13 protein-coding genes and 1 pseudogene are annotated in these 13545 nt (G+C 70.5%); 11 read left to right on the top strand and 3 right to left on the bottom strand.

What is annotated here, in order from left to right:
* Positions 1-21: 21 nt before the first annotated feature.
* Positions 22-963 (bottom strand): GlxA family transcriptional regulator, encoded by a 942-nt coding sequence (locus ABD385_RS17060; RefSeq protein ID WP_344576557.1) that lies wholly within the window; start codon positions 961-963, stop codon positions 22-24.
* A 71-nt stretch (positions 964-1034) separates the two neighbouring features.
* On the opposite strand from ABD385_RS17060, the gene ABD385_RS17055 reads away from it, so the two are divergent.
* The 4 genes from ABD385_RS17055 (at position 1035) to ABD385_RS17040 (ending at position 4442) form a co-directional block, all read left to right on the top strand.
* Positions 1035-1667 carry an HD domain-containing protein gene (locus ABD385_RS17055; protein ID WP_344576556.1) on the top strand — a complete coding sequence of 211 codons (633 nt, stop codon included), beginning with the start codon at positions 1035-1037 and terminating at the stop codon, positions 1665-1667.
* A 9-nt stretch (positions 1668-1676) separates the two neighbouring features.
* Positions 1677-2471, top strand: a complete 795-nt coding sequence (locus ABD385_RS17050) for an alpha/beta fold hydrolase (protein ID WP_344576555.1) — start codon at positions 1677-1679, stop codon at positions 2469-2471.
* A 123-nt stretch (positions 2472-2594) separates the two neighbouring features.
* Entirely contained in the window at positions 2595-3425 is an 831-nt protein-coding gene (locus ABD385_RS17045) for an alpha/beta fold hydrolase (RefSeq protein ID WP_344576554.1), read from the top strand.
* A 303-nt stretch (positions 3426-3728) separates the two neighbouring features.
* Positions 3729-4442: a GntR family transcriptional regulator gene (locus tag ABD385_RS17040; RefSeq protein WP_344576553.1), complete on the top strand. Its 714-nt coding sequence runs from the start codon at positions 3729-3731 to the stop codon at positions 4440-4442.
* Between the two features lie 236 nt (positions 4443-4678).
* Here the strand turns inward: ABD385_RS17040 and ABD385_RS17035 are convergent, their stop codons facing one another.
* Positions 4679-6151 carry an FAD-dependent monooxygenase gene (locus tag ABD385_RS17035; protein WP_344576552.1) on the bottom strand — a complete coding sequence of 491 codons (1473 nt, stop codon included), beginning with the start codon at positions 6149-6151 and terminating at the stop codon, positions 4679-4681.
* A 105-nt stretch (positions 6152-6256) separates the two neighbouring features.
* On the opposite strand from ABD385_RS17035, the gene ABD385_RS17030 reads away from it, so the two are divergent.
* Together ABD385_RS17030 and ABD385_RS17025 are read left to right on the top strand one after the other, a co-directional pair.
* Positions 6257-6868, top strand: coding sequence for a TetR/AcrR family transcriptional regulator C-terminal domain-containing protein (locus ABD385_RS17030; protein ID WP_344576551.1), 612 nt, complete (start codon positions 6257-6259; stop codon positions 6866-6868).
* Positions 6869-6926: 58 nt separating this feature from the next.
* Positions 6927-7307 (top strand): annotated as a pseudogene (locus ABD385_RS17025) (transposase); the annotation flags it as partial.
* A 29-nt stretch (positions 7308-7336) separates the two neighbouring features.
* On the opposite strand, the gene ABD385_RS17020 reads toward ABD385_RS17025, so the two are convergent.
* Complete coding sequence (locus ABD385_RS17020) at positions 7337-7810, bottom strand: MarR family winged helix-turn-helix transcriptional regulator (RefSeq protein ID WP_344576550.1); 474 nt, start codon at positions 7808-7810, stop codon at positions 7337-7339.
* Between the two features lie 87 nt (positions 7811-7897).
* On the opposite strand from ABD385_RS17020, the gene ABD385_RS17015 reads away from it, so the two are divergent.
* The 5 genes from ABD385_RS17015 (at position 7898) to ABD385_RS16995 (ending at position 13537) form a co-directional block, all read left to right on the top strand.
* Complete coding sequence (locus tag ABD385_RS17015) at positions 7898-8194, top strand: hypothetical protein (protein ID WP_344576549.1); 297 nt, start codon at positions 7898-7900, stop codon at positions 8192-8194.
* 967 nt (positions 8195-9161) lie between these two features.
* On the top strand, positions 9162-10355 hold the full coding sequence (locus ABD385_RS17010; protein ID WP_425585417.1) for a molybdopterin-dependent oxidoreductase: 1194 nt from the start codon (positions 9162-9164) through the stop codon (positions 10353-10355).
* A gap of 2 nt (positions 10356-10357) precedes the next feature.
* Complete coding sequence (locus ABD385_RS17005; protein ID WP_344576546.1) at positions 10358-10861, top strand: hypothetical protein; 504 nt, start codon at positions 10358-10360, stop codon at positions 10859-10861.
* Positions 10858-11535: a class I SAM-dependent methyltransferase gene (locus tag ABD385_RS17000; RefSeq protein WP_344576544.1), complete on the top strand. Its 678-nt coding sequence runs from the start codon at positions 10858-10860 to the stop codon at positions 11533-11535. Before ABD385_RS17005 ends, ABD385_RS17000 begins: the two co-directional genes overlap by 4 nt.
* 142 nt (positions 11536-11677) lie before the next feature.
* Complete coding sequence (locus ABD385_RS16995) at positions 11678-13537, top strand: glycoside hydrolase family 15 protein (RefSeq protein ID WP_344576542.1); 1860 nt, start codon at positions 11678-11680, stop codon at positions 13535-13537.
* Positions 13538-13545: the final 8 nt, after the last annotated feature.

Genomic DNA, 13545 nt, shown 5'->3' with positions numbered 1-13545 from the left:
TGGTGGAAAGGCACCCGGGTCTCATGCCTGGAAGGTGGCCCGGTAGGCCGCGGGGGAAGTGCCGACATGGCGGTGGAAGGCGGCCCGGAAGGCGGCGGGGCTGCCCAGACCGCTGAGGCGGGCGACCTGTTCGACGGGCGCCGTGGTCGTTTCCAACAGTTCGCGAGCCCAGTCGATGCGGGCGGCGGTCAGCCAGGCCATCGGCGAGGTGTCCGTCTCCTGCTGGAAACGCCGGATGAACGTCCGCCGGGACATGTGCGCGCGCTGGGCCAGCTCGTCCACGGTCTGACGGTCGCCGAGATGGTCGAGCATCCAGGTACGGACCGGTGCGAGATCCTCACCGCGGCTGGCCGGGCGGAAGCGGTCGATGAACTGCGCCTGGCCGCCGGCACGTTGGGGCGGGGCGACGAGGACCCGGGCGCTGGCGTTGGCGGCCGCGGCACCGTAGTCGCTGCGGACGATGTGCAGGCACAGGTCGATGCCTGCGGTCACTCCCGCGGAGGTGAGGACGTCGCCGTCGTCGACGTAGAGCTGGTTGGGCCGGACGTCGATCCGCGGGTACCGGCGCTGTAGCACGGCGGTGTCCCGCCAGTGGGTCGTTGCGGGGCGCCCGTCCAACAGCCCGGCGGCAGCCAGCGCGAACGCCCCCGTACAGATCGACACCAGCCGGGCTCCGCGCGCGTGCGCCGAGCGGATCGCCGACAGTGCCGCAGCAGGAGGCGGGGCGTGCGGGTCCTCGTAGCCGGGGACGACCACGGTGTCGGCGGCCGACAACGCCTCCAGCCCGGCCGGTGCGGCGACGGTGAACCCACCGCTGAGGACCGGCCCGGCTGCCGGATCGGCACAGACGGTGACTTGGTAGTGCGGATCCATCCCGAAGGTCTGCACCGGTATGCCCAGGTCCAGCGGGAGAACTCCTGGAAGCGCCAGCACCGCGATGCGGTGCCCTTCGACGGTCGACATGGCACGATCCTAGCGATGCATGGCCCACGTGCCACTGTCGACGGCGACGACCTGCTTCGTAGCCTGCCGCCATGGACTTCTCACTCGACCTGCCCACCGGCCCCTTGGCCGAGGCCATCCTCGCCACCGTGCGGACCTCCGAGAACCCGTCGGTGGCCAATCACAGCCTGCGCAGCTTCTTCTTCGCCCAACTCCTCGCCGCCCACGAAGGTTGTCTGGACGACGCCGCCTACGACCGTGACCTGCTGTTCGCCGCGACCGTTCTGCACGACCTGGGCACCGGCGACCTCGCGACGGGCAAAGCCCGCTTCGAGGTGGAAGGCGCGGACCTGGCGGCGAGCCTGTTGCGGCAACACCAGGTCCCCGAAGCGGACGTCGACCGCGTGTGGGAGGCGATCGCCCTGCACACCTCCCCCGGCATCGCCGAGCGCCGCGGACTGTTGAGCTACCTCACCCGCGAGGGCGTGGGCATCGACTTCGGGCGCCACGCGCAGATCGTCTCCCGATGGGAGCAGCAGATCCACGCGGCCTACCCCCGCCTGGCCATGGTCCGCTCACTCGTCGACGCGATCGTGGAGCGGGCCGCCCGGTCGGACGCCGCGGCTCCCCGTTACGCGCTCGGCGGCGAACTCCTCCGCGAACGCCGGGCCGACGGCGTGACCAGCCTGGAACGCACTGCCGCCGCCTGCCCCTGGGGAGAGTGAGGGACCGCCATGGCCCCACACCCCCCGATCGCAAGGCACTTCGACGTGGAGAACGGGCGGGTCCACGGACAGGTCCGTACGGGTGCCGGCCCGGCGCTGGTCTTCCTCCACTACTGGGGTGGTTCCCATCGCACCTGGCAGCGCGTGATCGAACACCTCGACCCCGCCCAGGCGTACGTCGCCTACGACCACCGCGGCTGGGGCGGGTCCGCGGAGGTGCCTGGCCCTTACGGCATCGAGCAGCTGGCTGACGACGCCGAGCGCGTCATCGACGCCCTCGGGTACGACGAGTACGTCCTGGTGGGCCACTCCATGGGCGGCAAGGTGGCCCAGGTACTGGCCGCCCGACGCCCCGCCGGACTGAAGGGCGTGGTCCTCGTCGCCCCCGCTCCGCCTGCTCCGGTCGGGGTGACGCCCGAGTTCCAGGAAGCGTTGGCGCACGCCTACGACAACCACGACACCATCGACCGGAGCATCGATCTCGCCCTGACCAACGGCGGGTTGACCGCCGCCGCACGCCAACAGGTCCATGAGGACAGTCTCCGAGCGGGCGAGGTGGCGCGCCTGGCGTGGCCGCGGCAGGCGCTGGTCGAGGACTTCGCGGACCGGGTCGGTTCGATCGACGTTCCCGTCCTGGTGCTGGCCGGCGACAACGACAAGGTGGACCCGCCCCAGGTCCTGCGCGAACACCTCCTGCCCCTGATCCCCACCGCCACCCTCACCGAACTCGCCGATACCGGCCACCTGTCACCGCTGGAGGTCCCCGACCGAATCGCCGCGCACATCGGCACGTTCACGGGGTAGGTGGCGAGCCAGGTCAGGATCTGAGATCTCAGATTGCTTTACAGAGATCTCATGAGGATACTGGCGCCAGGCTGCTACCGCGCGGCCAAGGATCTCGGCATGTGGCCAGCAAGGACTTGAGCAATGACGATCTTCGAACCGATCACCGGCCGCTACGTCGCGGTCAACGGTGCACGTACCTACTTCGACGAGGCCGGGGACGGCATCCCGATCGTGTGTATTCACCCGGGGGCCACCGACTCGCGGGTCTACAGGCACCTTCTGCCGTTGCTCGCCGAACGCGGATATCGCGCGATCGCCCCCGATCTCCCCGGGCACTGCCGTTCCTACCCGGCGCAGTGGCAGCCGGGGACTTCCATTCACGACCACGCCGAGTTCGTGCACGCGTTCGTGCGCACGGTGCTGCCGGGAATCTCGCCGTTTGTGCTCGGCGCCTCTGTCGGAGGTCTGACGGCACTGGATCTTGCCGCTCACCATGGAGACAGCTATCGAGGGGTCGTCGCGATGCAAGCAGCATCGTGGACACCGCTGTCGGCCGAGGCCGCTGCGTTGCTGGCAGGTCGGACGAGCGCGCCCGATGCCGGCTGGACGGATCACCTTGAGTATGCGGCGGTGGCCTCGGCGAGCAAGAAGCTGACATCCGAGCAGAAAGTCGAGCTTCGGTGGCTTCAGCGCAGCACTTCCCAGCAGGCTGGGCAGTTCGACGGTCAGGCGTGGGCTTCCCACGATCTGCGCGGCCGGCTCGGCGACGTGCGGTGCCCGGTCCTGCTCGTGCAGGGCACCGACGATTTCTTCGTACAGGATCAGTTGGTCGATGACACGGTCGCGGAAATGGGCTCGATGGCACGATTGCTGCGGGTGCCTGACATCGGGCATTACCCGCCACTTGAGAATCCGGAGTGGGTTGCGCAGATAGCAGACACTTTTGCCACGCAGACGACGACGGCGGCCTGATCCCCCGTCCCGGGCCCTTGTGTTTTGCCATCCCCAGGCCGACGGATTCGACTGCGCACCCGCGACGCCTACGGGGGAAAACGCCGACAGCGGGACCAAGCACGAAAGCAAGAAAGCAAGACAGAAGAGCGGTGGCAACAGGCCGCTGCGCCAGGGGACACGGGGCCGTTGGCGAGCAGAGTTTCGCTCCTCCCTCCCCCTTCCCCCCCCGCCATCCGCCATCCGCCATCCGCCATCCGCCATCCACCATCCACCAGGATCCAAGATTTTCTCACTGAGATACCAGATCCGTAGGATGGGTGCGTGAAGTACCTGCCCGCCCTTCTCAGCGCAGACCACCCCAGCCTGACCGCCACCGAACGCGCTTACCTTGCGATCAAGCGGCGGATCATCGAACTCGAGCTGGAGCCAGGCGCCCATGTCACCAAGTCGACCCTGACACATCTGGCCGGGGCCGGCGCGATGCCGGTGCGGGAAGCCCTGACTCGACTGCAGCGCGACGGGCTGGTCCAGGCACTGCCACGCTCGGGATACCGCATCCTGCCTGTGACCCTGAAGGGGGCACGGGATCTCTGCGCGTTCCGGCAACTGCTGGAAACCGAAGCCGCCGGCCTCACAGCCAAGCTCGGTTGTCCGGCCGATGATCTCGCCCGGATGGAAGAACTCCTCGAAGCCAGTTACGAGTTGGGCAACGCGGCGAGCGTCGACGCCTTCCTGCGCGCCAACCTGGAGTTCGACACGATCATCGCCAACAGGTGCGGTAACGACATGCTGGCGCAGTCGATCACCCGGGTCTTCGACGAGCTGGAACGCATCCTGCGGATCACTCTGAAGTCGCTGCCCTTCTCCGCTTCGGCAGCACATGAGCGACACGCGATTCTGGATGCCATCCGTGAGCGTGATCCTGCTGCGGCCCGCACGGCCATGGAGGTTCGGACACGGGCCTCGCTGGAGCAGATCACCGACACACTCATGTCCAGTTCATCGATCACCGAGGCCAACATCCGGGTCTCCTGAACCCCAGAAAACGCCCTGGCGCAATGCACCAGGCGTGTTGTCCCGACAGGTTGGCGACGCGGCTGGAGGGTGCGGTGTGGCGGCTGTTTTATGGCAGCTGATGCCGGTGTGGAGCCACTGATGCCGGTGTGGAGCCGATGGTGGTTGTGCCAGTCCAGCCAGTCGAGGAAGGCTGCCTGTCTCAGGTGAGCGTGGCCAGCCGAGCGGAGCCGGCGGGTGGGCTCATCGAGCGGCGTTCAGCGGCAAAGGGTGCGCAGGGCGGCGAGGCAGTCCGCGGCCCGGCGCTGCGGGTCGAGGTCGGTGCTGGCCCAGGCGATCCGAGCGTCCGGCCGGATCAGGACTGATGTGACACTCCGCCAGATCCCGTGCGCCGCCTCGGTATTGACGGTTTCCGCCCGCTGCTCCAGGCCATCCGTCAGGCACGGTGTCCGCGTCCCGCCGAAGTCCAGCAACAGCGGTCGGCCGTGGTGCATCAACGGGTGGGCGGTGGGTGCGTCGGCTCCGTCCAGGGCGAGGCCGGCCAGTCGGGTGCCGTTCAGCGGGTGCGCGCCGGGTGTGGTGTCGGCCGGGCCCGGGTCGTCGAAGCCGGCGATCCGGCGGGCCCACTGGTGGTTGGTCTGCGGTTCGGCGAGCGCGGCGGACCAGACCTCGCGCAGGGCGATCTGCTCCGGGCTCGCCGCGGCGAACAGGGCGAGCTGCGCACGGGTGTTGTCGATGACGGCGCGGGCGGCCGGCCGGCGCTCCGTGTCGTAGCTGTCGAGCAGTCCGTCGGGCGCCCGACCCTGGAGGGTGGCGGCCAACTTCCAACCCAGGTTGGTGGCGTCCTGGATGCCGACGTTCATGCCCTGCCCACCGGCCGGGAAGAACATGTGCGCCGCGTCCCCGGCCACCAGGACCCGTCCGGCCCGGTACCGCGCGGCCTGGCGGGTGGCGTTGCCGTAGCGCGACAGCCACCGGGGGTTGCGGATCCCCAGGTCCCGTCCCAGCAGCGTGCGGGTCTGCTCGCGCACCTCCTCCAGGGTCAGCGGTTCGCCGACCCCACGGTGCATGGTGGCCGTGGAGAGCCCCGCCAGCCGGTGGACGCCGTCGCCGATCGGGGCCGCCAGGAACGACCCGGCCGGCCCGGTGGCGGCGAGCGGTGCAGTGGGCGGATCGTCCAGTTCCACGTCGGCGAGCCACCCGGTCAGCGTGGCGCCCTGGCCGGGGAAGTCGATGCCGGCCGCCTGCCGTACCGCGCTGCGGGTGCCGTCACAACCCACCACCCAGCGGGCCCGCACCGTCCGGTGGGCGCCGCCGGCCCGGATCACCACCTCGACGGCGTCCGGCCCCTGGGTGAGCGAGACGACCTCCTCCCCGCGCAACACCCGGGCGCCCACGGCGACCGCGTGCTCCTCCAGGAGTTGCTCGGTGACGGACTGACCGAGCGCCAGCATGAAGGGGTGGACCGCCCCGACGGTGGAGAAGTCCAGCCGGGTGGTCGCCGCCCCGAAGTGGCCGGTGGGCACCGGGGTGCCGCGTTCGATGAACCGCTGCGCGAGGCCGCGGGTGGCGAAGGTGTCCAGCGTGCCGGCCTGCATGCCGACCGCGCGCGACCGTCCGTCCGGTGCCGCCCGGCGTTCCACGACGGCCACCTCCACCCCCTGCAGGCGCAACTCCGCGGCGAGCCAGAGCCCCACCGGGCCGGCCCCGGCGATGAGCACGTCGAGCATGACAACCACTCCCTCTCACTCTTGTCCAATGGACAAGAGTGAGCATGCCCTAGAATTGTCCATTGGACAAGAGGGGCGCGGAAGCCGACCGGGAAGGCGCATCCAATGGGTACGACACAGGGCGAGATCGTCGCCGCCACGCTGGCGGTCCTCGACGAGCACGGGCTGGACGGGGTGACCATGCGCGCCGTCGCGACTCGGCTCGGCGTGCAGCACAACACCGTCCGCTGGCACGCCTCTAGCAAGAACCGCCTGCTCGAACTGGCCTCGGACGAACTCCTCGCACACTGCCTGGACGAGCCGCTGCCCGAGGCGTTCCCCGACCGGTTCAAGGAACTGAGCCGCCGCTGCCGTGCGGCGCTCCTCTCACACCGCGACGCCGCCAGAATGGTCGCGGGCGTCTACGCCGCCGAGCCGTGCACGCTGCGCTACGCCGACACCGTGATCGCCACCCTGCTGGCGGCCGACCACTCGCCGCGCACGGCCGCGTGGACCCACTGGTCGGTCTTCTACCTGACCCTGGGCCTCACACAGGAACAACAGGCCGCCCAGGAGAGCGCACCGACACTCCCACCCGAACAGGTCCCGGCCGACACCTACCCGGCCCTGGCCGCCGTCCTGCCCCACGTCAGCCCGGACAACTTCGACCAGCGCTTCGAATTCGCCCTCGAACTGATCATCGCCGGCCTTCCCCAGACCAAGGAGCCAGTCGGCTAGCAGGACTCCGTCACGCCACCCCGATCGTGGTCGCGGGGAGCATGCCGAGTGGACGGACATACGACAACCCAACGGCCCGCGTAGGGAGTTCGTGGCGGACGCGTTCGCCACGGCGCCACGTCGGGACCAGCGCCCCAAGGGAGACCGCTACTTGCAGAACCTGCGCGGCAGTTCGTCAGCCAGTCGACGTGAGATCCGGTGCAAGTGCAGCTGCGGGTGCGCGTACAGGCGCGGAGGCGCAAGCGGATCGCGGAGCGCATGGTCCCGCCGACCGGTCCTGACGCCTGGGCGATCGATGACGCGCCACTCCCCAACGGCGGGAAGATGTCAGTCGCGGTCACTCACCAGCACTGCGGCGCACCGGGCAAGCAGGCCAACTACCAGGTGGCGGGCGGTGAGCGTCCAAGCGGTCACCGATACCGCCTCCTGCCCACTGAAGTGACTGCGAGGCGGAGCCCGTGACCCGCATCAGCGCGAACGGTCCGCCTCGCCCTGGGCGAGCGACTGCGTCAGACGTTCCAGGCGCACGGCGAAGGCCGCGGCCTCACCCGACGGCCACGTCGCCATCTCCTCTGCCACGAACGACTCCATCGCCCCGCGCAACGCCGTGACCGCCCGCTCGCCCTCAACGGTGAGGACCAGCCTGGTCGCACGGGCGTCAGCGGGGTCGGGACGACGGGCGACCAGCCCGGCCTCCTGCAACCTGGTCGCGTAGCGGGTGGTGACGGTGCGGTCCATCCCGATCACCTCGGCGAGCTTGGTGGCGGTGACGGGCCCGACGCGGGCGAGCCCGGACAGCACCGGGTAGGTCGTGGCGTCCACGCCCTCCACCCCGGAGGTCAACCGGCCGTAGAGCCCGGCACGGGTGGCGCGCAGGGTCAGCGCCCCGATGGCTGCGGCCACGCGGGCGGCGGACGCGCTGTCACGTGTCGTTTTACTCACCCCTCGATGATACGTGCAAAAAGCACGGAGCCTTGCTACCGTAACTGCGTGCAGAAAGCACGTACATCAAGCACGCAAAGGACAGTCATGTCGCATTCGTCTTCGCACCAGCACCAGCACCAGCCCGTCGTGCGCCCGGAAGATGTCCTGCCCGAGGGCATCGACTCGACCGCGATCAACGGGCTGACCGTCCGCAAGGGTTCGGTGGCCGCATTCGTCGCCAACGCCCTACGACTGGACGACCTCACCGAGGGCACTCCCGAGTACGCGGCCGTCGTCACGCAGATGCGGGAACTCACTCCCGTCCTGCGCGCCATCGGCCTCCTCGACGTCTTCCGGCCTCACTCCCAGGCAGTGGAGCGGATCATCGCCGAGGCCGCGTAACGCGGCGCGTGCAGCCGGCGACCGCCCGACGCCCGGGGAAGCGACCACCGCGAACCCGTCAGGCGTCGAAACGTCGAGCGGCACACCGATCGGTGACGATCCAGTCATCGCGGCTTCCCCTCCGGGACGGCCCCGCCGGGGCCGTCCCGCCGGGGCCGTCCCGCCGGGCTCGCCCCCACGTGGCCTGCGGCGGGACAGCACCTCAAGCGCTCGGCGGCACGAACATCAACAGGGACGCTCATGCCCAACGGCCGTTCCTGCACGCTTCGTTACTCGACATCTCGAAGCGTCAGGGACGGCCGCTTCACTGCCCCAAAACCAGGCTGCGCCCGTACAACAAAGAACTGGAAGGCCAGCTGTACTCGGTACTCAGCGGGACGCCCGGTACCTCTACGGCAACGACATCACGCCGGAGACCGTCGCAGTACCAGTTGCACTACCAAGCTCCGCCCCACTCACAGGTGGCCCATGGGAGTGGCCCGCCGTCGCTGCCGCGGGCACCGTGCCGTATGTCGCGGCCGCACTGTAGAGCTCACCGGGCGCCCCGTCGAACCGTGCGGAGCGCCGGTTCGACCGTTCGGCTGGCGATGGGCGTCCGCAGGCATGACGGACGCCGAAAGCCGGCCCGATCTGTGCCAGTTTGTAGCCGACGATCTGACGGGCCGACACCGCGGTGGGGGTTCGGTCCACCCCTTTGGGAGTCGGCCCGGGACACAGGAGGCAGCCGATGGACAGTGGCGGACGACCGCCGGCCCCGGGCTCCGGCGAGCCGCGACGCCCGAGAGCGGACGAGGGCAAAGTGCAGGGGCGCCGCGAGCGCGTTCGCGCTGCCGCGGCGGCGCGGGTCACCCAGGGGGCCGCTCGTGCTCGGGCCCTCGTGCGGCGGGTTGAGCGGACTCCCCCGCCCCCAGGGCCCTTCCGTCCCGACTTCTGGCGCAGTCCCCTCCGCGGGCCCTGGCTGACGTCCGTGTTCGGCCTGGTGTTGCTGATCGGCATCCCGCTGATCTTCGTCACCGGGATGCTCTCCTACGCCTCCTACAACCCGGGACTCGACCGCCTCAACGACCAGACCCCGGACAAGGGCCTGCTGGGCTTCTACCTCTTCGCCTGGCCCACCCATCCCTACTGGCTGTACCGGCTGACCCAGGGCGTGCACGTGACGCTCGGGGTGGTCCTGGTGCCCGTGCTGCTGGCCAAGTTGTGGTCGGTGATCCCGAAACTGTTCGAGTGGCTGCCGGTCCGCTCCCTCGCCCACGGACTGGAGCGGTTGTCCCTGCTCATGCTGGTCGGCGGGGTGATCTTCGAATTCGTCACCGGCATCAGCAACATCCAGCTCTTCTACGTCTTTCCCGGCTCCTTCTACACCCTGCACTTCTACGGCGCCTGGGTGTTCATCGCCGCGTTCGTCGTCCACGTCTGCCTCAGGCTCGGCCGGATGACCCGTGCCCTGCGCTCCCGCAGTCTGGCCGCGGAACTGCGCACCGACCTCGCCAACACCCGGCCCGAGCCCCCCGACCCCGACGGCCTGGTCGCGGTCGCTCCCGCCCCGCCGACGATGACCCGGCGCGGCGCGCTCGCCATGGTGGGAGGCGGATCACTGCTCCTGCTGGTGGCCACCGCGGGACAGAGCATCGGCGGCTGGCTGCGCGGCACCGCCCTGCTCGCTCCGCACAACCGGACTCCGGGCGGCCGCCCGACCGACTTCCAGATCAACAAGACGGCCGCTTCCGTCGGCATCATCCCCGCGCACGTCGGCCCCGGCTGGCGGTTGGAGATCCACGGCCCCGGCCCGACGCACGTCCTCACCCGCGCGCAGCTCCTCGCGATGCCCCAGCACGCCGCCGCACTGCCGATCGCCTGCGTGGAGGGGTGGTCCACGGCCGACCAGCACTGGAGCGGCCTCCGGCTGGCCGACCTCGCCGCCCTGGCGGGCCTCCCCGACGCCGGAAGCGTCCTGGTGGAGTCCGTCCAACCCCCCGGCCCCTACAGCTCGGTGGTGCTACGGGGCAACCAGATCCACGACCCGCGCTCGCTGCTCGCCCTGCGCGTCAACGGCGCCGACCTCTCACTCGACCACGGCTACCCGGCCCGCGTCATCGTCCCGGCCAACCCCGGCGTGAACAACACCAAGTGGGTGCACCGGCTCACCTTCAGGACCTGACCATGGCGCGCTTCGTCCGCTGGTACGGCTCCAGCCCCCTCCATCTCCTCGTCCTGATCGCCTCGTTCGCCCTCACCGGCTACGCCCTGGTGCGCCTGTTCGCCGTCCGCCCCCTTGAGGTCGCGATCTGGTTCGTGGGCGCGGCGATCCTGCACGACCTGATCCTGCTGCCCCTGTACTCGCTCGCCGACCTGTCGGCCCACGCCGTCCTGCAGCATCGCGCCCCCCGCATGCCGCACCCGCCGTGGATCAACTACCTGCGCGTGCCCGCCTTTCTCTCCGGTGTGCTGCTGCTCGTCTGGTTCCCCCTCATCTTCGCCTTGTCGACCCCGTACCCGGGTGCCACCCGGTTGTCCATGGACGTCTACCTCGGCCGGTGGCTGGCCGTCACCGCTGTGCTCTTCGCCGCCTCCGCCGTGGCCTTCGCCCTCAAGCTCCGCCGGGTCCGGCGGGCCGCCCGCGCCGACGAGGAACGACCTGCACCGGGTCACGACGCCGCGTCATGACGACCGACGGGCACGGCTCGCCCCGCGCCGGGGGAGACTTCTACGCGCTCGCCCCGCGGGCCGGCCACGGGCCGGTGTACCTGCGGCTGGCGGACGGGCGCCGGATCCGGATGCCGGTGCACTGCTGGTACGGGCAGCCCGCCCTGGCCGACGAATCCGTACTGGCGCGCTGTGTGGGCCCCGTTCTGGACGTCGGTAGCGGGCCGGGTCGGCTGTGCGGAGCGCTCCTGGGCCGCGGAGTCTTCGCGCTCGGCGTCGACGTGGCTCCCCACGCGGTGGCCCATACCCTCGCTCGCGGCGGCATCGCCCTGTGCAGATCGGTGTTCGACCGGCTGCCGGCCGAGGGCGGCTGGCAGACCGTCCTGCTCATCGACGGCAACATCGGCATCGGGGGCGACCCGCGCGCCCTGTTGGGCCGCTGTCTCCAGCTCACCGCCCCGACGGCGCTGCTCCTCGTCGAGGTCGACCCCGACGACGTCGAGGAGCGCTGCACCGCCCGGTTCGAAGACCTCCACGGCCACGAGAGCCCGCCGTTTCCCTGGGCGCGTCTGGGAGCACCGGCGCTCCACAGGGTCGCCGAGGACCTTGCCCTCAGCGTCACCGACCAGTGGACGTACGGCCTCCGGCGCTTCCTCGCCCTCGGCCGTCGGAACTCCGCCTCGGGACCTCGCTGATGACGCGGGGCCGCCTCGTCACGCTGCAGTGGGGAGACACCGAGTACGCCGGCCGGACGCCGAACGCGGGGCACGGCGCAGGCGACGGCTCACGTCGTCCCGGCCGGGCCGCGTCCGACCCGACGTGGACGGGCGGGCACGCATGAGTACGCGGCCGATCGGTGACCACGCCCTGCTGTCCGACTGCCGCTCGGCCGCGCTGGTGACCTCCGACGGCTCGGTGGACTGGCTGTGCATGCCCCGGTTCGACAGCCCGGCGGTGTTCGCCCGGCTCCTGGACGAGGACGCCGGCCACTGGTCCGTCCGCCCTGTCACCGGTCCGGTCGACATCAGCCGCCGTTACGTCGAGGACACCCTCGTTCTGGAGACGGTCTTCCGCACGACCGGGGGCACGGCGGTCCTGCGGGATGCCCTCGCCCTGGGACGGCGCGAACGTGGGCACGCGCTGGGCACCGCTTCCCCGGGAACGCTGCTGCGGCAGATCACCTGCACCGAAGGGCGGGTGGACATCGAGATCGCCTACGCGCCGCGCCCGGAGTTCGGACTCGTCCACCCACTCTTGTCGGCCGTGCGCGGCGGGCTCGCGGCCTACGGGGGCGCCCATGTCGTACTGCTGTCCAGTCCCGTCGACCTGCGGGTGAGCGGTTCCACGGCGCACGGCCGGATCCCGCTCTCGGCGGGGCAGCGCCTCGGGTTCGCCCTGCACGTCGTGCCGGCGTGGGAACGGGAGTCGGTGGGCTGGCGGGCAGGGCGGATCCGGCGCCGCATGTCCGACACCGTCACGGGCTGGCGCTCCTGGTCGAAGCTCCATCGCGGCTACGTCGGCCCCTGGCAGGACGAGGTGGCGCACAGCGGACGCGTGCTGCGAGCGCTGACCTTCGCCCCCACCGGGGCGATCGTCGCCGCGGCCACCACCTCCCTGCCCGAGAAGACGGGCGGGATGCGGAACTGGGACTACCGCTACACCTGGATCCGCGACGCGAGCTTCACCCTGCAAGCGCTGGCCACGGCCGCCTGCGAGAAGGAGAAGAACCGGTTCTTCGGCTTCCTCGCCCGGGCCGCCGCGACCCAACTCGACCGCGGCGCCGACCTGCAGATCATGTACGGCATCGGCGGAGAACGTGATCTGAGCGAGCGGCTCGTGCCCCACCTGACCGGCTGGCGCAACAGCGGCCCCGTTCGGATCGGCAACGACGCCTGGCGCCAACGCCAACTCGACGTCTACGGCGAAATCCTCGACGCCGCCCACGAGTGCCTCCCGCCCGGCGAGCGTCTGGACCCGCCCACCCGCGCCTTCCTGGTCCAGGTGGCCGACACGGCCGCCCGTCGCTGGGCCGAGCGCGACCAGGGCATCTGGGAGAGGCGCGGACCGAGCAGACACTTCCTGCACTCGAAGCTGATGTGCTGGGTCGCCCTGGACCGCGCCATCACCATGGCCCCCGCCCTCCAGGCCCACGAACGCGTACCCCACTGGCGCCACGAGCGGGACAACATCCGGCAAGCCATCGAAGAGCGCGGCTGGAGCACCCGTGCGGGCGCCTTCACCCAGGCGTTCGGCAGTGACGAACTGGACGCCTCGGTGCTGATGCTGCCCATCGTCGGCTTCCTGCCTCCGCAGGACCCCCGCGTCCAGTCCACCGTGCTCGCCGTCGCCACCCAACTCACCGACCGCAACGGCCTGGTCCGCCGCTACCTCGGCGACGAGATCGAGGAGGCGGAAGGAACCTTCCTGCTCTGCACCTTCTGGTTCGCCCATGCCCTCGCCCTGACCGGTCATGTCGTCCGTGCCCGGCAGGTGTTCCAGTCCGCTCTCGCACACGCCAACGACGTCGGCCTGCTCGCCGAGGAGACCGACCCCACCACCGGAGAAGCACTCGGCAACTACCCCCAGGCCTTCAGCCACATCGGACTCATCAACGCCGCCCGCGCCATCCGCGACGCCGAGCAGCAGCCCCCCTCGCAAGGCATCGACGACCGTTCCCTGACCGGAACCGGGGACTGACGCTCGTA

Origin of the sequence: Streptomyces lunalinharesii (assembly GCF_039532155.1) — a bacterium.
GTDB classification, from domain to species: domain Bacteria; phylum Actinomycetota; class Actinomycetes; order Streptomycetales; family Streptomycetaceae; genus Streptomyces; species Streptomyces lunalinharesii.
Note: the sequence above shows the minus strand (reverse complement) of the source record. Positions and strands in the feature narration are given on the sequence as shown.